The 18,530-nt window shown below is 60.2% G+C and carries 16 protein-coding genes; 12 read left to right on the top strand and 4 right to left on the bottom strand.

Going from position 1 to position 18,530, the window contains the following annotated elements; all coding sequences use genetic code 11:
* Nucleotide 1 precedes the first annotated feature (1 nt).
* The 3 genes from MB02_RS10430 to MB02_RS10420 are packed head-to-tail and all read right to left on the bottom strand — an operon-like array spanning nt 2 to nt 3,434.
* Nucleotides 2–1,471 carry an aldehyde dehydrogenase gene (locus MB02_RS10430; protein WP_067536749.1) on the bottom strand — a complete coding sequence of 490 codons (1,470 nt, stop codon included), beginning with the start codon at nt 1,469–1,471 and terminating at the stop codon, nt 2–4.
* Nucleotides 1,468–2,238, bottom strand: a complete 771-nt coding sequence (locus MB02_RS17810) for a maleate cis-trans isomerase family protein (protein ID WP_067536745.1) — start codon at nt 2,236–2,238, stop codon at nt 1,468–1,470. The genes MB02_RS10430 and MB02_RS17810 overlap by 4 nt, the downstream gene beginning before the upstream one ends.
* Complete coding sequence (locus MB02_RS10420) at nt 2,235–3,434, bottom strand: FAD-dependent oxidoreductase (RefSeq protein WP_206598589.1); 1,200 nt, start codon at nt 3,432–3,434, stop codon at nt 2,235–2,237. The genes MB02_RS17810 and MB02_RS10420 overlap by 4 nt, the downstream gene beginning before the upstream one ends.
* 135 nt (nt 3,435–3,569) lie before the next feature.
* Here MB02_RS10420 and MB02_RS10415 point away from each other — a divergent pair, with 135 nt between their 5' ends.
* From MB02_RS10415 to MB02_RS10380, 8 genes are all read left to right on the top strand, one after another.
* Complete coding sequence (locus MB02_RS10415; RefSeq protein ID WP_067536742.1) at nt 3,570–4,775, top strand: class I SAM-dependent methyltransferase; 1,206 nt, start codon at nt 3,570–3,572, stop codon at nt 4,773–4,775.
* A 56-nt stretch (nt 4,776–4,831) separates the two neighbouring features.
* A complete protein-coding gene (locus MB02_RS10410; RefSeq protein WP_067536739.1) occupies nt 4,832–6,190 on the top strand; it encodes an MFS transporter in 1,359 nt (452 codons plus the stop codon).
* Nucleotides 6,191–6,447: 257 nt separating this feature from the next.
* Nucleotides 6,448–7,959 carry an FAD-dependent oxidoreductase gene (locus MB02_RS10405; RefSeq protein ID WP_067536735.1) on the top strand — a complete coding sequence of 504 codons (1,512 nt, stop codon included), beginning with the start codon at nt 6,448–6,450 and terminating at the stop codon, nt 7,957–7,959.
* Nucleotides 7,956–8,771 (top strand): alpha/beta fold hydrolase, encoded by an 816-nt coding sequence (locus MB02_RS10400; RefSeq protein ID WP_170304697.1) that lies wholly within the window; start codon nt 7,956–7,958, stop codon nt 8,769–8,771. Before MB02_RS10405 ends, MB02_RS10400 begins: the two co-directional genes overlap by 4 nt.
* A gap of 241 nt (nt 8,772–9,012) precedes the next feature.
* On the top strand, nt 9,013–11,334 hold the full coding sequence (locus MB02_RS10395) for a TonB-dependent receptor (protein WP_156495481.1): 2,322 nt from the start codon (nt 9,013–9,015) through the stop codon (nt 11,332–11,334).
* A gap of 80 nt (nt 11,335–11,414) precedes the next feature.
* Nucleotides 11,415–11,717 carry a hypothetical protein gene (locus tag MB02_RS10390; RefSeq protein ID WP_067536729.1) on the top strand — a complete coding sequence of 101 codons (303 nt, stop codon included), beginning with the start codon at nt 11,415–11,417 and terminating at the stop codon, nt 11,715–11,717.
* Complete coding sequence (locus MB02_RS10385) at nt 11,714–13,693, top strand: oxidoreductase (RefSeq protein ID WP_082826108.1); 1,980 nt, start codon at nt 11,714–11,716, stop codon at nt 13,691–13,693. Before MB02_RS10390 ends, MB02_RS10385 begins: the two co-directional genes overlap by 4 nt.
* Before the next feature lie 12 nt (nt 13,694–13,705).
* Nucleotides 13,706–14,557 (top strand): SDR family NAD(P)-dependent oxidoreductase, encoded by an 852-nt coding sequence (locus MB02_RS10380; protein ID WP_067536726.1) that lies wholly within the window; start codon nt 13,706–13,708, stop codon nt 14,555–14,557.
* A gap of 39 nt (nt 14,558–14,596) precedes the next feature.
* Here the strand turns inward: MB02_RS10380 and MB02_RS10375 are convergent, their stop codons facing one another.
* Complete coding sequence (locus MB02_RS10375) at nt 14,597–14,998, bottom strand: GlcG/HbpS family heme-binding protein (protein WP_067536722.1); 402 nt, start codon at nt 14,996–14,998, stop codon at nt 14,597–14,599.
* A 111-nt stretch (nt 14,999–15,109) separates the two neighbouring features.
* Here MB02_RS10375 and MB02_RS10370 point away from each other — a divergent pair, with 111 nt between their 5' ends.
* The 4 genes from MB02_RS10370 (at nt 15,110) to MB02_RS10355 (ending at nt 18,477) form a co-directional block, all read left to right on the top strand.
* Nucleotides 15,110–15,886 carry a GntR family transcriptional regulator gene (locus MB02_RS10370; protein ID WP_235829486.1) on the top strand — a complete coding sequence of 259 codons (777 nt, stop codon included), beginning with the start codon at nt 15,110–15,112 and terminating at the stop codon, nt 15,884–15,886.
* 102 nt (nt 15,887–15,988) lie between these two features.
* A complete protein-coding gene (locus MB02_RS10365; RefSeq protein ID WP_067536719.1) occupies nt 15,989–16,921 on the top strand; it encodes a hypothetical protein in 933 nt (310 codons plus the stop codon).
* An 84-nt stretch (nt 16,922–17,005) separates the two neighbouring features.
* Nucleotides 17,006–18,151 (top strand): class I SAM-dependent methyltransferase, encoded by a 1,146-nt coding sequence (locus MB02_RS10360; RefSeq protein WP_170304696.1) that lies wholly within the window; start codon nt 17,006–17,008, stop codon nt 18,149–18,151.
* Nucleotides 18,148–18,477 (top strand): hypothetical protein, encoded by a 330-nt coding sequence (locus MB02_RS10355; protein ID WP_067536714.1) that lies wholly within the window; start codon nt 18,148–18,150, stop codon nt 18,475–18,477. Before MB02_RS10360 ends, MB02_RS10355 begins: the two co-directional genes overlap by 4 nt.
* Nucleotides 18,478–18,530 lie beyond the last annotated feature (53 nt).

Genomic DNA, 18,530 nt, shown 5'->3' with positions numbered 1-18,530 from the left:
GTCAGGCTCCCAGTTTGCGGAGGTTCAGGCGGTTGCGCGGAATGCTCACCGTCTTCTGATGGGTGAAGAACATTTCCGCCGCACGTCCGCCCTCGGCCCCGACACCGGATTCGCGGAAGCCTCCGAAGGGAGCATGCAGGTCGCGCATCATGGGCGTGTTGCACCAGATCGTGCCGGCAGAAATGCGATCCTGCGCGGTCATGATGCGGTCGATGCTCTGGGACCAGGCATAACCCACCAGGCCGAAACGCGATTCGTTGGCGATGCGATAGGCCTCCTCATCGGTATCGAAGACCATCAGGGAGGCGAATGGACCGAAAATCTCGTCCTGGCATAGCCGGTGGCTGTTGGAATCGACTGCCGCGACCGTTGGCTTGAAGTAGAAACCCTTGTCGAAACCGTCGGCGCGACCCCCACCGGCGAGGATACGGGCGCCGCTGTCGTTCGCACCGGGAACGAAGCTCATGACGTGATCGTAGTGGTTGCGGTTGGCGAGTGGGCCGATTTCGGTTGCCGGATCGCGCGGATCGCCGACGCGAACCTTGCGCGTGCGCTCGACCAAAGCCTCGATAAAATCCTTGGCAATACCCCGTTGGACCAGAATGCGCGATCCGGCGAGGCACTGTTGGCCATTGTTGCTGAAGATCCCGATCAGGGCTCCGTCCAGAGCCTGTTCGAAATCGGCATCGTCGAAGATGATGTTCGCGGACTTGCCGCCCAGTTCCATGATCGAAGGTTTCAGGTTTTCGCCCGCAGCGGTCATGATGATCCTGCCGGTGCGCGTGCCGCCGGTGAAGGACACGCACGCAATGTCGGGATGGCGCACCAGGCGATCGCCGGTGCTGGCGCCGAAGCCGTTGACGAGGTTTACGACGCCGGGGGGCAACCCGGCACCCTGAATGACCTCTACCAGGCGCGTAAGGCCCAGCGGGGCCTGCTCGGCGGGCTTCAGGACGCAGCTGTTGCCGAACGCGATGGCGGAGGCGACTTTCATCGACCCGAGCGCCAGTGGAGAATTCCAGGGAGAAATCAGTCCTGCGACGCCAACCGGTTCCCGCCGCACGAAAGTGAGATAGTCTTTTTCCTGCTCGTAGAGTTCGGAGGTCATCTGGCCGATATAATCGGCGAAGAACCGGAAGTTGTCGGCAGACCGAAGCGCCTGGCCATTGCGGATCTGGGCATAGGGGATGCCGGTGTTCGAGCATTCGATATCCGCGATTTCGTCAGCCGCAGCGTCGATCGCGTCGGCACAGGCGCGCAGCACCTTTTGCCGGTCAGCAACACTCATCAGGCGCCAGTCGCCGCGCTCGAAAGTGGCACGGGCGGATGCGACGGCCTGATCGACCAGGGCGTCGTCTGCCTCGGGTATCTCAGTGACAAGTTCCTCATTCGCCGGATCGACGACGGGAACGGGGCGGCCCGTTCCGGTGAGGGATTCGGAGTCGATAATTGCGGTGGGTGTCGTGGTCATGAGATGTTCCCGGTTGGCTTGGCGGTGGCTTGGGCAAGGCGTTCGCTCCATTCTGACACGGGGGGCATGGCAATGCCCGCCACGTCGCACATGCGCATTGCGATGCAGAGATTGGAGGAGATGAGCGGCGGCCCGGCTGTGCGGTCCGCTTCGGCAATCAGTGTCAATGAGGGCATGCCCGTACCGCTGAGCAGTACGGCATCGACAGGCAGGGCCCGCATTTCCTCGGCCGTGGCGCGGGCATCGGCGCTGCCCAGCGTATAAATCCCGCGCGTGTCGGCTATCCCGGTGTCGATGCGCCGGACTTCCGCGACTTCGAATCCGGCAGCCTGCCAGAAGGCATGCGCGGCCTCGGACAGCGCCGCGGGATAGGGCGAGGCAAGCGCAATGCGTTTGGCGCCGATCCGGTTCAGCTGCCATGTGATCGCGTCAGTTGCCGTTACGATGGGATAGCCGAAGCGTTGCTCAAGGCTGGCGACAAGCGTGGCCTGCGTCTCGGTCGAGACGAGATAGGACGGGCCAGTGCATGCGAACCCGAAAACGGCAGGTTGCAGGCTGTCGAACTGTGTGAGGGCCTGAGGGAGACCCCACAGGTAATCGCGCAGGCGGTCGAGTGGTTCCTTCGCGACGCTGGTGTGCCGGACAGCGGCGAGTGCGACTGTCGGTGGAAAGAGGATGTGCATTTCGGCTTCCACTGTGGGATTGGCCTGCGGAGTGCCAATGCCCAGGATGCCTCTGCGTCCATAATCGTAACCTGACGTGTTCATGCGATTTCTCCTGCCTGGCGCAGACCCGTGATCATCGACGTGCGCAGCAGGTGTTCACGCATTTTTGCGGGGTCGTCTGCGATCCTCTGCAATTCCGTGAGCATTTCGCGGCGGCGTTCCGGGGCGCGTTCCTGCATCCGTGCGCGATTGCGATCCGCCTGCGTCAGAATTTCCTGTTCCGCGATACGGCGGCGGCGGCGGGTATATCGGTCCAGAAGTTCTATAGGCGCACCGTCGAGGATTTCCGCCAGAGTGGCAACGAGTTCGAAGGCATCGTGGATGCCGCCGTTCATACCCATGCCGCCGGACGGCGAATTGAGATGCGCGGCATCGCCTGCCAGCACGATGCGGCCTTTGCGGTAATTATCCACGATCCGCATGTGAATGCGGTAGGGGCGGATTTCCTCGACCACATGCGGTTCGTTGCTGGGGGCGATTTCCTGCAGCTTGCGGGCAATGCTGGCGGGCTGCGTGGCGTCTTCGATGGTTTCGTCGCCGTCGGGGTAGAGACTGCACCGCCACAGGTCCGGCAGACGCAGCAGGCTGAACGTGCCGCCTTCCTTCCAGACATAATTCACATTGGACAGGCCAGGCAGGTGTTCCTCGAACGGGAAGCGGGTCGTCGCCAGAATCGTCGTTTCGGGGTATGTCTTGCCGTCGAAAGAGGATGCCACGGTATCGCGGATCACGCTGCGCGATCCGTCCGCCCCGATCAGAAAGCTGCCCTCGAACACTTCGGTTTCGCCATCCGCGGTTGTGGCAGTGACCCGGACTCCGTCATCGCTCTGTTCGACCGCTTCGACTTTGGTGCCCATGTGCACTGTGCCGCCGCGCTCGACGACCTGGGCCAGCAGAATGCGGCACAATGTCGATTGCGTGCATTGGAGTCGGTAGGGGTGGGCCGTGTCGTTCGCGATCGCCGCAAGGTCGAATACCGCGCGGTCCCCCGAGGGATGCATGCGAATCTGCCAGGTGGGGCTGATTAGCCCTTTGGCAATGAGCGGAGCCGCTGCCCCGAGTGTTTCCAGCATGTCCAGCGTCGGCGGATGGAAAGTGGAAGCGCGCAGGTCGTCCGGCAGTTCGGCTTCCGATTCGAGGACGAGAAACGGGATCCCACGCTCTTGCAGCAGGCGGGCGGCAGTCAGGCCAACCGGCCCTGCGCCTGCGATAACGACTGGTTTCAGGCTATTTGGCACACGTGACCCCTTGTGTTGCGATTTGTATTAGATATAAGACTATTCGTCTGGCGTAAATCCTTTCACGGCCCATCAGGTCAAGGGAAAAATTTTGCCGGAACGGCTGCTGGGGCAATTTGCCCAAGGAGGTTATCCATGGCTGCGAATGCGACCGACGACAGGAAGAATTCGGCGATCCCCGATATCGAAGCGCTCGCTCACCCGACGCTGGACGAGCGGGGGCGGCAACGCTTCTGCAGTGCGCTCAGGCGTTTTGCGATCCAGGATATGCCGGAAGCCGTTCGCCGCGATTTCGAGCAACGGGTCAAACCTGCCGGCGAGGCACGCGGCACGCAATTCGACACGGCGCGGGCAATCGAACACGCCTTGGAAGATGAGCCGATCTACCAGCTCTACAGCAGTCTACGCTACAACGCGCAGGAAATGTGCTTCCTGTCCGTGCAGGACGAGGTTGAGCGGGTCTTGCCTGACATGATCGATGTCGCGCGTGATGCGGCCGAACGGAATCCGGCGGGCGGTTCGCTACGGCTCGACCCGGAGCTGGAGATCCCCCGTTACCTCGATGCGCTGGACGTGCATCTCACCCCCGGCTGTTTCCATAACGAATGGGTGGCTGACGACGTGGCGCAAGGCGCAGTTGTCAGTCTTGGGGCAAGAGTCTTCACCGCCAGCATGAGCCACCGCAGCTGGGGTGGCGCGGCACGCGTGATGAGCCGCTGGATCAGGCATGCCTATCCAGATTTTCAGCCGCAGCGGATGCTGGATCTCGGCACGTCCTCCGGCAAGAATCTGCTTCCCTATCTGGAGGTGTTTCCGGATGTGGAAGCGCATGGGGTCGACATTGGCGCGCCGCTGTTACGCTATGGTCATGCCCTTGCCGAACATCAGGGGGCCCCGATTCACTTCAGTCAGCAGAATGCCGAGGCGATGGATTTCCCCGATGGGCATTTCGATATGATCGTTTCCAGTTTCTTCTTCCATGAAATTCCCGTGAAGGCGACGCGCAACGCCTTGCGCGAATGCCGCCGGTTGCTGCGTCCTGGCGGCTTGATGGTGCATCTGGAATTGCCGGCAACCCATTTGGTCGATGCCTGGGAAGATTTCTTCTGGAACTGGGATACGGAGCACAACAACGAACCGTTTTATACGGCGTTTCGGGCACAGGATCCGATTGAATTGATGGCGGAAGCCGGTTTCACCGCGGATCGCAGCTTTGCCCATATCCTGCCGGATCTTGGCGCATATCCCGATCGCAGGGACGCCTTCGCATGGGATGAGCCGGGGCGCCCGCGCCACGGCAAGGGTGGCTGGTACGTATTCGGGAGCAGTCTGGCAGAGTGAAGCCAGTGTGCAGAATTGGACATTTCCGGCCGTGGCCGGCTTGACGGGGAAAATATGTGAAGATTGACACCGACAGTGCGGCCTATCGTTGGTATGTCGTCGTCCTGCTGCTGCTGGTTTTCATCCTGTCATACTTCGACAGATATATCCTGTCGCTGATCGTCGATCCGATAAAGCAGTCGATGGGCCTCAGCGATTTCCAGATCGGATTGTTGCTTGGCCCGGCGTTCTCGCTGTTCCATGTGGCCGTCAGTATCCCGCTGGGATTATTGGCCGACAAGACCAACCGAAAATGGCTGCTGATCGCGGGTATTTTCATCTGGTGCACGATGACCGTGATGAGCGGCTTCGCCATGTCGTTCCTGCCTCTCCTGATTTTCAGGCTGGGTCTCGGCCTCGGTGAAGCGGTGGTGAGCCCCTGTTCGGTTTCGATCATCAGCGACTATTTCAAGCGCGAGGGGCGGGCTCGGGCGATCAGCATCTACATGGCGGGCCCCTATCTCGGCGCCGGGCTGGCGTTCCTAGGCGGCGGTCTGCTTGTTTCGGCACTGCACGATGTCGGCCATGTCGACATTCTCGGCCGCTCCTTCGCGCCGTGGCAGACGACGTTCCTGCTGGTGGGTTTGCCGGGCGCATTGCTCGCATTGCTGATGCTGACAGTCAAAGAACCCCCGCAGACTGACAAGATCAGCGCCAATGCGGCCGATGAAGCGAAAATGAGCGCGGTTGCCTACATGCTGAAGCGTTGGAAAGGCTTCGGTGTTCTCTTCCTCGGTTCGACCTGCAATTTCGCGATGAGCACTTTGACGTTCTGGAATGTGCCTCTCTTCCAGAGAGTGTGGGGCTGGGACGTACTGACCATCGGCGCGGTCACCGGCATTTTCTATTTCACGGCGGGGCCGCTCGGCACTGCCCTGGCTTTCTGGGCCAGCAAGCGGTTCGGACACGGCAATGAACTGGGTGGCATGTACACGCTGATCCTCGGCCTTTGCATTACCGTGCCGGCCAGTGCGTTGTATCCTGTGATGCCCACGGCAGAAATTGCCATCGTGGCGATGTTCATTGCCTTCATCGGCAAGTCGGCGGCGACTGCCGGTGGTCCGGCTGCGCTGCAGATGATCACTCCGGGCGAAATGCGGAGCCGGTCGGTGGCCATATTCAACACTGTGATAACTCTGGTGGGGCCTTTGCTTGGGCCGCCGCTGATCGGTGCGGCGACCGACTGGTCGGGTAACCCGGCGTCGATCGGATACGTCCTGTGCGGTTTCGTTCTGCTGATCGGTCTGCCGACCGCGATCTTCATGGCGCTGGGCTTCCGCCACTATCGCGCGCTGGTGGAAGACATGGCGGCAATCACGCGGGCCCGTGCCGAACAGGGTGATGTGGCCATGCAGACCACCCCGGCAACGGCCTGATTCATTCCTCGTCCAATCAGCCCTGAAGGGTCGCACGTGGGGGCGGAGAGCTTGGCGAGTCTCTCCGCCCCCACACTGTGCATGGGGAAGAGCTGCCGCGCAGGAAAAGCGGCCTGGCGGATAATCCGGCGCCTGCCTTTGCGGGCAATGTGTCGCAGTTTCTGCTGTTTTGGCCAGGCAATCGCGAATGCCTCTTGATTTCCACGAGTACTGCTGATTTGATATAAATATAGTACATATAGAGAAGCAGAGGTTGAATGGACGTTGCGAGTGGCGGTGCGATGCTGGACAAGACTGCAGCACAGGATGGGACCGACCGGCCGCAGGCCGCATCGGGCACGGCCACGGTCTGGGATATCGCTGTGGTGGGGGCGGGGTCGGCAGGCCTGCCTGCGGCCATTTTCGCAGCCCGACGTGGGGCCAGGGTACTGCTTCTTGACCATGCGCAACAGCTTGGCGGGTCGTTGTGGGTCGCAACAGGACAGATGAGCGCCGCGGGCACCCGTTTGCAGCGCGAGCATGGCGTCGTCGATACGCCCGATCTGCATTTCAAGGACGTGATGCGGATCAGCCGGGGAACGGCCAATCCCGGTCTGGTGCGTCTGGCGGTGGACAATGCTGCCGACACCTTCGACTGGCTGATGGACGCAGGTTTTGAACCGTTGCCGGATCACCCGGTAAAGGGGTTTGGCCATGAACCCTATCGGGAAAAGCGTTACTACTGGGGGGCTGAAGGGGGCCTTTCTGTCAAGAACGTGCTGGTCCCGATTGTCGAGAAGCTGGCTGACGAAGGCCTGATCACGATTGCTCTCGGGCACGATGTAACCCGGCTGCTGACCGACGATGAAGGTGGGATCATCGGGCTGGCCGCAAACGGGCCTGACGGGATCGAGCATACCTATCATGCTGGCGCGGTAATCCTGGCTTGCGGTGGCTATGCCGGCAATCCCGAGATGTTCGAACGCCTCAACGGTTACCCGCAATACAATGCTGCCCCCTATCCCTGGTCACGCGGTGACGGGCTGAAGCTCGGCCTGTCGGTAGGAGGGTATGCGCGGGGGCAGGAAAATGTCTTCGTCAATTTCGGTTCGCTGTTCGATACCGACACTTTTCCGGCAATGATCACGGGCCGGATCGAACATTTTCCCGAACGGCGCAAACCTTGGGAAATCTACGTCAATGTGCACGGCAAGCGCTTCGTCCGCGAGGATATAGAAAGCGTCGATGCGCGGGAAATGGCCCTGCTGCACCAGCCGGACTACCGCTACTGGATCGTCTTCGACGAAGCGATCCTGCAAAATGCACCGCCAATCGTGGTCGGCTGGACGCGCGAACAGATGATCGAGGCGTTCGAACGCGCGGGCCCGGCCTTCCTTACTGCCGATACTCTGGAGGGTCTCGCCCAAAAGGCGGGAATCGACGAAAACGGGCTCATTTCGGCGGTATCCGGATACAACTACGGGGTTCAGACCGGGAACGATTTTTTCGGTCGGCAGCACCTGCCGCGGGCGATTGCCCAAGGACCATTCTACGCGATCCGCATGCAGGCCAGCGCGATTTCCAGCTCCATCGGGCTGGCGGTCGATGATCGGCTGAGAGTTGTCCGCGAAGACGGATCGCCCATCACCAACCTCTATGCAGCGGGCGAAGTGCTCGGATCGAGTCAGACGATGGGCAAGGCTGCATGCGGAGGGATGATGGTGACGCCTGCCATGACATTTGGCCGGTTGCTCGGCCAGTCGCTTGTTCCAGTCGGAGAACCTGCATGATTTTACCGATCATGACGGCGCTGCCGGGTGAAAGGCGCGGCTATGTCGACGGACCGGAAGGCCAGCTGCATTACCGCAGTTTTGGGGAGGGTGTACCGGTCCTGCTGATCCATCAGGCCCCCTGGTCATCGCTTCAGTTTCGTCACGCATTGCCCCGCATTGCCGACGCCGGCTTCAGGGCGATTGCGGTCGACCTGCCGGGGCACGGTATGTCCGATCCGCCACGGCAGCCCAGCATTGAATGTTATGCTGATTGTCTGGCCGCCCTGCTGCGCGAACTGAATGCCACGCCGGCTATCGTGATCGGCCATCGCGGTGGCGGTCTGGTTGCCGGAAGACTGGCGGCGGAGGAGCCTGAACTGGTGAAGTTCCTTATCCTGGACAATGCCCCGCTCTATACGGTGGCAGACAGGCAGGCGCGGATCGGCAAGTTTCCCGATCGTCAGGATATTGCGCCCGATGGCAGCCATATCACCGATCGCTGGGCATGGGTCCGTGAAAAAGGCGATCCGGACTGGAGTGACGAGACGGTCCATATCTCGGTGATCACATATTTCCTGCACGGACCGTGGAAGGAACACGGCCACGGCGTGATCCCGCTTTACGATTTCGAACGTGACGTACCCCGGATTTCATGCCCCGGCATGGTCATTGCCAGCAGGACGGATCCCGTATTCCCGTTTGTCAGGAAGCTGGCCGAGCACCGTCAGGATTGGGCCTACGCGGAGTTGCCCGGCGGGCCGGGCATGGTGCTGGATCGAATCGACGAATGGTGGGCGGCGGTACGAGGTCCATTGGTCAGCGTAACCTAAATCACACACTATGCGAAAAATCACGCTATCAACCCATATATAATTGATAAATAAAAGAAAAAAGATTTCGAGCAGCAATGCAAAAGTTGCAGAAATCTATGGACAGCGGCTCATTATGATATAACTATATGACAATTAAGAGTCGGGCGAGACATACCGAACGGTGCAGGAGGTGGCCGCGATCCGTCGCGATCACACGAACATTTCCGAGGTCTTCCAGGTGAGGGAAAAGGGGCGCATTATGATGAGCTACACACGTAAGTTTTCCTATTTTGTCGGGGCGGTCCTGCTGTCGTCGACAGCGGCACATGCGCAGACTGCTGCATCTGCCCAGGCGCAGAATGGCGCTTCCACGAATGCCGGTCAGGTGGGTGAAATCATTGTGACTGCGCAGCGTCGTGCTGAACGTCTTCAGGATGTTCCCATCGCGGTCAGCGCGATGAGCGCGGACGATCTGGCCACCCGCCAGGTCAACAGCATGCTGGATCTGGTGAACTATGTTCCGAACCTGATCGGGCATAACAATACATCCGTCGGTACGGCCAACGCCTACGCTCTGCGTGGTCTGGCGAACACGGAATCCATCTCGACCTTCGACCCGCCTGTCGGGACTTACGTCGATGACATCTACATTTCGCGTCAGGGTGCGAACAACTTCTCGTTCTTCGATGTCGAACGCGTCGAAGTATTGCGCGGGCCGCAGGGCACTCTGTTCGGTCGGAACACGACCGGTGGCGCAGTCAACGTCATTCTGAAAAAGCCGTCGGATGAAGTCACCGGCTATCTCGACGCCGGTTATGGCCGGTACAATCGCGTGCAACTGCGCGGGTCGGTCGACCTTCCCATCAATTCGTCAATTCTGACCAAGATTTCCGGCTACTATGTCAATGCGGACGGTTATGTTGACAACCTGACGACCGGCCAGAAGCTCAATGGCGAGAAAAGCTGGGGGCTGCGCGGTGCGGTTCGTGCGCTGATCAGCCCGGATGTGACCTGGGATGTTTCGGCCGACTACGTGAGTTCCTCGGTCGCGAACTTCCCCAACTTCAAGGATGGGGACAAGCGCATCAGCTTCACCCCGCTGCGTACCGATACACCGATCGGCAGCGACCTGGTGTCCGAACAGCTTGCCGATAACGAACTGGGCAATACGGCTGACAGCTATTCGATCAGTTCCAATTTCGAGGTGCGTCTCGACAATGCGACGATCAATTTCATCACCGGCTATCGTCACCTCTATCAGGAATACATGACGGACAGCTTCGCCGGTGTGAGCAGTTCTTCGCTGGTGCTCGACGGGCTTGAATATGTTTCGTCGTCGCGCGGCACTTCCACTCCGCTGGTCAACGATAGCTGGCACAAGCAGTTCAGCCAGGAAATCAAGATCACCGGTTCCGCGTTCAATGGTTTTCTCGATTATGTCGGTGGTTTCTACTACATCAATGAGACCAATAAATCGAACTTCGCGAATATCTCGCTGCCGGTAAGCGGTCCGGCCAGCGTCAGCGGCGATCGCGTGATGTCGAACGATACCGAAGCCTATGCAGGTTATGTGCAGGGCGATTTCCACATCACCGACAAGCTGACGTTTACGGCGGGTATTCGCTATACCGACGAACACAAGACGATCGGCTTCAAGCCGAACGACAACCCGCTCCCGCGTTCTTCGGCAATCAACCAGCCGTTTGATACGCAGGACCTGATCGACGCCGGCATCCCGGTGGAACTGAATGCCAAGAAATGGACGCCGCGTTTCGCGTTGCAGTATGAATTCACGCCGGACCTGAACATCTTCGCGTCGGCGACGCGCGGCTTCAAGTCGGGCGGCTGGAATGCGCGTGCTTACTATGCCGAGGGCGCAGTGGCGTTCTATCCGGAAACGATCTGGTCCTACGAAGGCGGTATCCGTTCCGAATGGTTCGATCGCAAGCTCCGGGTAAACCTGACCGGGTTTTATTTCATGGATTACGATCAGCAGCTTCCGGGCGGTGGTCTGAATCCTTTGACGAACACGATCACTTATCTCACCCGCAATGTGGCCGATCTCGAGAACTATGGTCTTGAAGCCGAAATCACGGTTCGTCCGACCCGGGGTTTGAACATCTACTGGAGCTTCGGCCTGCAGCATGCCCAGTACAAGAACCCCAACCAGGCGACCCTCGATCAGATCGACAACTGCCTGAACGGTGTGACGGTGAACAACTGCAATGCCGGTATCGTGACACCGGACGGCCAGATCGCCACACCGACCCGTGCGCCCGATTTCACGTCCACTCTTGGCGCAAGCTACGAAGCGGAACTGGGCGGCGGCTTCACGCTGACCCCGTCGGTCAACTGGCGCTATACCAGTGAGACGTGGGTTTCGACGTCCAATGACGTGCGTGGCTATCAGAAGGGCTACAGCCTGTTTAACGGCGGTATCACTCTGAAGTCGGATAGCGGGTGGTCCATCGGGGCCGAATGCAGCAACTGCTTCGACAAGACCTATCGGACGTCGTATCTGATCTACCCGTACCTCAATGCTCCCGGTACGTGGATGGTACGCGCACGCTACGATTTCTGATTGGGCCGTAGCATGGCGAGCGGGGGGCTTCGGCCCCCCGCTTATTATTGGCCCGCCTATTATTTGAATTGAGGTGAAGCATGGCGGCAGGTGAAAATGACGGTGTGAAGCTGCCCCGGATCAGCAAGGGCAAGCGATCGCAATTCTATCAGGATCCTGCTGTCGACCAGTTGATGACGTGCCTGCTTGAAGTGATGGCGGAAACGGCCGCGTTGCGTGAACGTATGGACACGATCGAGCGCGTGCTGGATCAAAAGGGCAGCGTGAGCCGCGACGACATCGAAAATTTCCAGCCCACGCCCGAAGTCGAGGCCGAACGATCGGCCTGGAACGCCAGCTTTATTCGCCGCGTCATGCGGCTGCACGAAACGCGGGACGTGTGACTTCCTATCCCAATCTGTTTTCGCCGGTCCAAGTCGGGCCGCATCAGTTGCAGAACCGGATCGTCCATGCATCGACTTCGACGCATTTTGCCGATCGCGGGCGAGTGACTGAACGCCTTATCAGCTATTACGTCAATCGGGCTAAGGGCGGGGCGTCGCTCCTGGTCAGTGAACCGATGGCCATGCTCCGCAGCCAGGTCCTTCCCACTCGTCCTCATGTCCTGTCCGGAATCAATGCCGATGCGCTGGCGCATTGGGCAGAGGCTGTGCAGCGCGCAGGCGGGCTGATGCTGGGGCAAGTTCAGGACAATGGCCGGGGTTTCAGGGCAGGACATCGCAACCTGGAGGCGCAGGGGGCTTCGGCACTGCCGGATGACCTGAGCTGGACCGTGCCTCATGCGATGGAAACCAATGCGGTTCGCCGGATGATCGATGAATTCGTTACATCCTGCCGCATGCTGTCTGATGCGGGTTTTGCCGGTGTGGAGATTTCGGCCGGACATGGGCATCTGTTTCACCAGTTTCTCGCGCGGCGTTCCAACCGCCGCGAGGATGAATTCGGTGGCGATCTTGGCGGACGGACCTTGCTGTTGCGAGAACTGATGTCCGGCATCCGGTCGGAGTGCGGGGCGGGCTTCCTGATCGGCCTCAAGCTCCCGGCCTGGGACGGGATGCCGGATGGAATTGACTTTGCCGAAGCGGAAGCGATCACCACGATCCTCCATGCCACCGGTATGATGGATTATCTGACGTATTGCTGGGGTAGCCACTCCGATACCCTTTATACCCATCTGCCCGACAACCACGGGCCGCGTATGCCGTATGTCGACACGATCCATCGGCTGGGGCGCGGTGCTGCGCCCGATGTCCCTCTCGGTGCCCTGGGCCTGATTACCGATCCCAACGAAGGGGAGCGGCTGGTTCGCGACGGAATGGCGGATCTTGTGATGCTCGCTCGCCCGCTGGTGACGGACCCGGCATGGCCGGTGAAGGCGCGGGACGGCCGCGAGGCGGAAATTCGATATTGCGTGTCGTGCAACACCTGCTGGCACATGATTACCTCCGGGCGTGGGCTCCGGTGCGACAATAACCCCCGCGTCGGTGCGCTTGACGAAGCGGATTGGCGGCCAGAACCGGCTGCGGAGCCCAGGCGCGTGGTTATAGTCGGTAGCGGAATAGCCGGAATGGAAGCGGCCTGGGTCGCCGCCGCTCGCGGCCACGAAGTCCATGTGTTGGGCAGATCGGATGAGCCGGGCGGGAAAACCCGCCTGCATGCTGACTTGCCCGGAGGCGAAGGGCTGAGCAGCATCTACGATTATCAGCAGCTCGCTGCCCGGCGATACGGCGTGACCATGCATATGGGCATGCAGGCCGGTGTGGATGAGATTCTCGCCCTCGCCCCCGATGTGGTTGTGCTTGCCACCGGGGCATATGGCACCTGGCCGGATTTCCTGCCTGAGGAATGGCGCGAGGATGGTCTGGTGCCCGATATTCGCCAGGCTGTGGCCCTGTTGCAGCCATATGCCAGCGTTACCGAAGGCAGGGCGGTGATCTGGGATGAAGATCACTCGGCATTCACGTATGACGCGGCTGAGTTCCTGCTCACCCGGTTCGAAAAGCTGACCATTCTCACCCCGCGTGAGCGCATCGCAAGCGATGAATCCCTGATCGTGCGGCAGGGTGTTTACCGGCGGCTCTACGAGCAAGGCGTGGAGATCGTCACTTCGGTTCGCCCATTGCCCGAGCCGAAGCTGGAGGAGGGCGAGCTCGCCTATGCCAACATCTTTAGCGGGGCCGAAGGTGTGCTCCGCGATGTCGCCTTTCTGACTTATGCCACGCCGCGGATTCCCGACGATGCGCTGGCAGCCGCCTTGCGCGGCCGTGGCATGGATATTCGCCTGGTAGGCGATTGCAGAGCGCCGCGCATCGCCCTTTCGGCCACATCCGAAGGCTATCGCGCGGGCATGGAAATCTAGGAGAAAACCACAATGTATCCCGATCTTGAAGGCAAGGTGGCGATCGTCACGGGTGCGGGCCGGCGCAAGGGGCTCGGCGAAGCAATTGCGCGCAAGCTGGCAGAAGATGGTGCGAAGTTGGTGCTTCATGATCTGGGGTCAACGCAGGGCGATATGGCGCCAGCGCATGGCGTTGGCGCTTCGGAAGAAATGGCCGAAGTGGCTGCCGATATTCGGGCGATTAACCCGGATGTCAGTACGTTTCAGGCAGACATGCGGGAAGAGGCGCAAGTGCAGGCGCTGATTGCCCATGCGGTTGAAAAGTATGCCAGGCTGGACATTCTCGTGAACAATGCCGGTGTCGGTTACCTGTTCGGGCCGCTGGTGGATGCCACTCAGGAAATGTGGGACACGGTGTTGAACGTGAACCTGCGTGGTTCGTTTTTCGCCATGAAGCACGCCGTGCGCCAGATGCTTTCGCAGCCGGTACAGGAGAACTGGGGGCGGGGACGCGTGGTTTCGATTGGCAGCCGCGGGTCGAAGTCCGGGTCGGCGCTCACCTCATCCTATATCGCCTCCAAGCATGGTCTGGTGGGGCTGACGCGTTCGGCGGCAATCGAACTGGGGCCGGAACAGATCACCGTCAACGCGGTCTGCCCCAATCATGTGACGACCGGGCTCGGCAGCTGGCAGAACGAATTCATGGCCAAGGCGCGCGGGCAAACGGTGGATGAATATCTTGCCGCCATGCGCGGCCGCATTCCGTTGGGCCGGGTGGGTACGCCGGACGATACCGCCAATGCCTGTGCGTTCCTCTGTTCCGGTCAGGCGCGTTACATCACCGGCGAGGCGATGAACGTCTCTGGCGGCGAGGAAATGCATTGATTCCCTCGCCGGTCTGAAACGCATTGGAGGGGGGCTTCCTCAGCCCTCCAATATCGCCAATGCAGCAGTTGCGATTTCGGTGTCCTGTTCGGCCGTCCCGCCCGATATGCCCAGGGCACCCGCGCATTCGCCCTCATGCATTACAGGGAACCCGCCTGCCATGGGCAGATAATCCGTAAGGCGCAGGAGAGCTGGGTCGTCCTTGACTCTGGATTGCAAAGCCCCACTCGGTCCGCGCATCAGCGCGGCGGTGCGTGCTTTCTCCATGGCGACTTTCGCTGTCAGCTTGCCGGCCCGCTCCATTCGTTGCAGGGCGAGCGGGTAGCCGCCGTCGTCCACTACGGCTACGCTCATCGTATAGCCGGCAGCCTGAGCCGCATCCAATGCGGCATCGAGCAGCCGCCTTGCAATTTCGGACGAGAGGATAGGTTTCGTTTGCATGGCAGTGATCCTGATCAAAGTTTACGATATGGTGAGAGCGCATGATGGGGATGCGCCGGGCGGTTTATTGCGATATTGCCCTTTCGGCATTGAGTATCGGGGGGCAGTTGTTTGTCGGTAAAAAGCGAAGAGACCGCCGGTGTCGATCGCATGCAGGCGATACCGCTTTATCATCAGATTTTCCTGCAACTGCGGGAAGAAATTACGAGCGGTGAACGGGCCTTCGGCTCCCGCTTGCCAACCGAGGAAGGGCTTTCGGCCCAGTTCGGCGTTTCCCGCATAACGGCGCGGCGCGCGTTGGACGAACTGGCGGAAAACCATTTCGTCGAACGCAAGCGCCGCGTTGGCACCACAGTCATCTTCCGTTCGCCGGCCAAGCCGTTTCAGGGCAATATCGATCAGGCAATCGAATCCCTGCTCAACTTTGGCCGGTCGACCAAAGTGAAGCTGCTGGAGGTGGAACATGTGCCTGCCCGTGCGCCGATTGATGAAGCGCTGAACATCGAACCCGACACGGATGTGCTGCGGGTCGTACGCGTGCGGTGGTTCGACGATTCCCCGGTGGGGCACTTCGTCAGTTTCATTCCGGCGGACATTGCCAGTCACATGACCCGTGCGAAGCTGAAAACCACGCCGATGCTTGCCCTGATCGAAGAAGCGGGCGTGCAGATCGGCGCGGCGCATCAGACGATTTCCGCCACGTTGGCCGACGCAATGCTTTCGTCCATGCTGCAGGTGGATATCGGGTCGCCGATCCTGCGCGTCAGCCGGACGGTGGAAGACAAGCAGGGCAGGCCGGTGCAGCACATCCTGGCCCAGTTCCGCCCTGACAAATACCAGATCCGGCTCGATCTCAATTCTCCTGGCGTCGACATGCAACTGCTGTGAACCAAATATTGGCGGCCCAGGTCAATTTGATATAGATATATAACAAAAGCAAGGCTACTTGTCCCCTGTTCCTGAAAGAGGCCGGGCTGGGAGTACTTGGGCATGAGCGATTGGACGACAGATACGGACCCGGCATTGCTGCGCATTGCCGCCGTCACCACTGCGACGCCCGATATTGCGGCGATAGAGCGGATCTATGCCGACTATCTTGGCTTGCGTACCATCGAACGCGGCCAAGTGGGTGAAACGCTGGCAGCGGCCTGGGGCACGCCTGCGGCAGCCGACTCGGCAATGCTTACGATGGCGTCCGATGGCGAGGATGAGGTTCTCTTCCGGTTTGTGGAGGCACCTATGCCACCGGGCTATCGTCCACTGACCACTTATGGCTGGAATGCGTGGGAAATCATTGTCGATGATGTCCATACGCTTGCCCGGCGTTTTCCCGGTTCGCCCTTCACAGTGATCGGAGAGCCGCGCCCGCTGCAATTCATGCCGTCGATCATTGCCATGCAAGTCGCTGGCCCGGCGGGCGAATGCCTCTATTTCACAATGGAGAGCGGTGATCGGGAAACCTCGATCCTGCCGCCTCCATCAGGCTTTATCGGCCGACCATTCATTGTGGTGGCCGCCGGTCCGGAGTTCGTGACACTGCTGCGCTGGTACGTCGACAACTTTGCCTTGCGAGAGCGGCCTGTGCGCCAAAGCAAGGTGCGGGTCATCCAGGATGCGCAGGGTCTGGATATGGAACATACCATCGACCTCAGCGCAATCGGGATGCGGCAGCGTGGCAATCTGCTGGAACTGGACGGGTACCCCAACGGTGAAGGCTATATTGCCGGACCGCGGCCCCGGGCGCCGGGGCACCTGCCGCCGGGCAATGCGCTGGCCAGTTTCGAAGTGGAAGACATCGAACCCTTCATCTCCCAGGCGATTGCAGCGCCACAGGTGCGTGAGGAAGCAATCTACCGGGGGCGGCGCAGCTGTACCCTGATCGGCCCGGCTGGAGAATTGGTGGAATTGATAGAAGTCAATTAATTTGTACTATATATAGAACAAAAGAGTTGCAGCAATGCCCGCCGGGTGCTTTCATACGGGCACGATCGAATGAAGGAGCAGGTGATGAAGGTTCGTGACGTCCAGCACGCGGTCCTGCCGCAGACCACTGTGGAGGAACGTTCCAGACAGGGCGCGGTTGTTGCGCTTCGCCGCCTGCTCAATGCAAAGGTCCGGCCGCGCAATGTCGAGATCTATGACAGCGAAGCAGCCCCCGCCTTTGCCGAACGCCATGGCCGCCGGCCCCAGTCGGAGGAGGAGATCCGGGAGGCGTTTCTGATGGCGCCCAGCTATCGGCTGTGGAGCGCGGCCAATCGTTCTGCTCAGGAAATGATCTGGGTTTCGGTAGGCCAGCCGATCTATCGCGATCTGGACCGTATGGAAGCGGTCACTGAAGAACTGATGCATTCGCCAGCCCGCCGTGGCAGTCTCACGCTTGATCCGTCCTATGATCCCTCACCGGAAGTCGCTGACGTGGACATCCATCTCCAGCCTGGCGGTTACGGCATGGACCGGGGCGAGAACGATGTCGTTGCCGGTGCGCTGTACGAATTGGGCGGCAATGTCTTCTCCTTCGGTCAGGGCATAGGTCGTGGCGACAGCAAGGCCGGGGTCATCCTTCGCCTGCTGGAAGAGGCATTTACCGGCTTCAAGCCCGCAAGGATGCTCGACATCGGTTGTTCGGCCGGGGCGGCTTCGGCTGCCTATGCCGCGCACTGGCCAGATGTGGAGGTCCATGCGCTGGATCTGGGCGCCGGGATGCTTCGCTATGCTCACGCGCGGGCGGAATCGCTTGGTGTCGCGGTTCATTTTCATCAGATGGACGCCTCTTCCCTGACATTCGAGGATGACAGCTTCGATCTGGTCGTGTCGCATAACCTGATGCACGAAATCGGCGAGGAAAAGCGGCAGGCGATGATCCGCGAATCCTTCCGCGTGGTGCGCCCCGGAGGGGTGGTGATTCATCAGGATGTCGCCATCCGCAACCCGCCGACGCTGGTGCATCAGGTGGAACGGGACTGGGACACGCACTGGAATGGGGAAGTCCACTGGGCCACTTATGCGACAGCGGACCTCAAGGCCGACATGATCGCCGCAGGATTCCCCGCTGACACTGTGATCGAACACGATCTTGCTGCCCTGTCGGGCATGATGAACAACCGGTGGTATGCCATCAGCGGCCGCAAGCCGGGCCAGGACAACAACGGATGAAAAGTGAAGCCGAAGCCCTGATCGAACTCATTTCTTCCGCGCGAGGTGCGCGCAAGCCCAGCCTTGCCAACCGGGAGACGGAAGAGGTTCTCAACATCGCGTTGGCGACATTGATCGAACTTGCGGTCGCCAATGATCGCATCGACCGGCTTGAACGGCTGGTGGCGCAACTGCGCGGGGAAGATGTCTCCGCGTTGCGCGATATAACCTATGAAGGGGATGTCGCGGAGGAACGGCAGCAGGCGACGGACGGTTTGCTGATGCGTGCAATGCGCATCATGCTCGATCCACGTGAAGAGGCTGTTACGGAGAAAGCCGCAGACTGATTGCTCTATCGGTTGACTATCTTATGACCGGTGGAGCGCCCTCCACTCCACCG

Source organism: Croceicoccus estronivorus (genome assembly GCF_001625325.1).
GTDB lineage: Bacteria > Pseudomonadota > Alphaproteobacteria > Sphingomonadales > Sphingomonadaceae > Caenibius > Caenibius estronivorus.
This window is presented reverse-complemented; position numbering and strand designations above follow the sequence as displayed.

What these genes read in the sequence shown, in the direction of transcription:
- MB02_RS10430 (WP_067536749.1), bottom strand. Translation starts at nt 1,471, where the DNA reads ATGACCACGACACCCACCGCAATTATCGACTCCGAATCCCTCACCGGA.
- MB02_RS17810 (WP_067536745.1), bottom strand. Translation starts at nt 2,238, where the DNA reads ATGAACACGTCAGGTTACGATTATGGACGCAGAGGCATCCTGGGCATT.
- MB02_RS10415 (WP_067536742.1), top strand. Translation starts at nt 3,570, where the DNA reads ATGGCTGCGAATGCGACCGACGACAGGAAGAATTCGGCGATCCCCGAT.
- MB02_RS10405 (WP_067536735.1), top strand. Translation starts at nt 6,448, where the DNA reads ATGGACGTTGCGAGTGGCGGTGCGATGCTGGACAAGACTGCAGCACAG.
- MB02_RS10400 (WP_170304697.1), top strand. Translation starts at nt 7,956, where the DNA reads ATGATTTTACCGATCATGACGGCGCTGCCGGGTGAAAGGCGCGGCTAT.
- MB02_RS10395 (WP_156495481.1), top strand. Translation starts at nt 9,013, where the DNA reads ATGATGAGCTACACACGTAAGTTTTCCTATTTTGTCGGGGCGGTCCTG.
- MB02_RS10390 (WP_067536729.1), top strand. Translation starts at nt 11,415, where the DNA reads ATGGCGGCAGGTGAAAATGACGGTGTGAAGCTGCCCCGGATCAGCAAG.
- MB02_RS10380 (WP_067536726.1), top strand. Translation starts at nt 13,706, where the DNA reads ATGTATCCCGATCTTGAAGGCAAGGTGGCGATCGTCACGGGTGCGGGC.
- MB02_RS10375 (WP_067536722.1), bottom strand. Translation starts at nt 14,998, where the DNA reads ATGCAAACGAAACCTATCCTCTCGTCCGAAATTGCAAGGCGGCTGCTC.
- MB02_RS10365 (WP_067536719.1), top strand. Translation starts at nt 15,989, where the DNA reads ATGAGCGATTGGACGACAGATACGGACCCGGCATTGCTGCGCATTGCC.
- MB02_RS10360 (WP_170304696.1), top strand. Translation starts at nt 17,006, where the DNA reads ATGAAGGTTCGTGACGTCCAGCACGCGGTCCTGCCGCAGACCACTGTG.
- MB02_RS10355 (WP_067536714.1), top strand. Translation starts at nt 18,148, where the DNA reads ATGAAAAGTGAAGCCGAAGCCCTGATCGAACTCATTTCTTCCGCGCGA.